Annotated in this window: 1 protein-coding gene; it reads right to left on the reverse strand. The window is 28.1% G+C overall.

Going from position 1 to position 274, the window contains the following annotated elements; genetic code table 11:
• Positions 1–274, reverse strand: a 274-nt coding sequence (locus SCA31_RS23335) for a hypothetical protein (RefSeq protein WP_410699402.1), incomplete at both ends; no start/stop codon positions are given.

Consider the following 274-nt stretch of genomic DNA (forward strand, 5'->3'; position numbering starts at 1 on the left):
ATCATCGTCATAATTGGCAACTTTAAACTTGACAGAATTATTTTTATGATCCTTATCAAAAAATCTATATTCCCAGAGTTTCTGGTGATCCTTATTGAAAAGACTTACCATGATATCTTTAGAACCGGATTTTTCATCTTTAAATTCTGAAATAATAGTCTGCCCGTTGTCTAGTTCTACAATTTCAGAATATAATTTGTATCCTTTTTCTTTTTTTAGGTCTTTATTGTCGTCTTTTATTTCTTTATTCGTTTTTGAAGATGAAATAAATGTC

This window comes from Chryseobacterium sp. SIMBA_028 (assembly GCF_046535285.1).
In the GTDB taxonomy this organism is placed as follows: domain Bacteria; phylum Bacteroidota; class Bacteroidia; order Flavobacteriales; family Weeksellaceae; genus Chryseobacterium.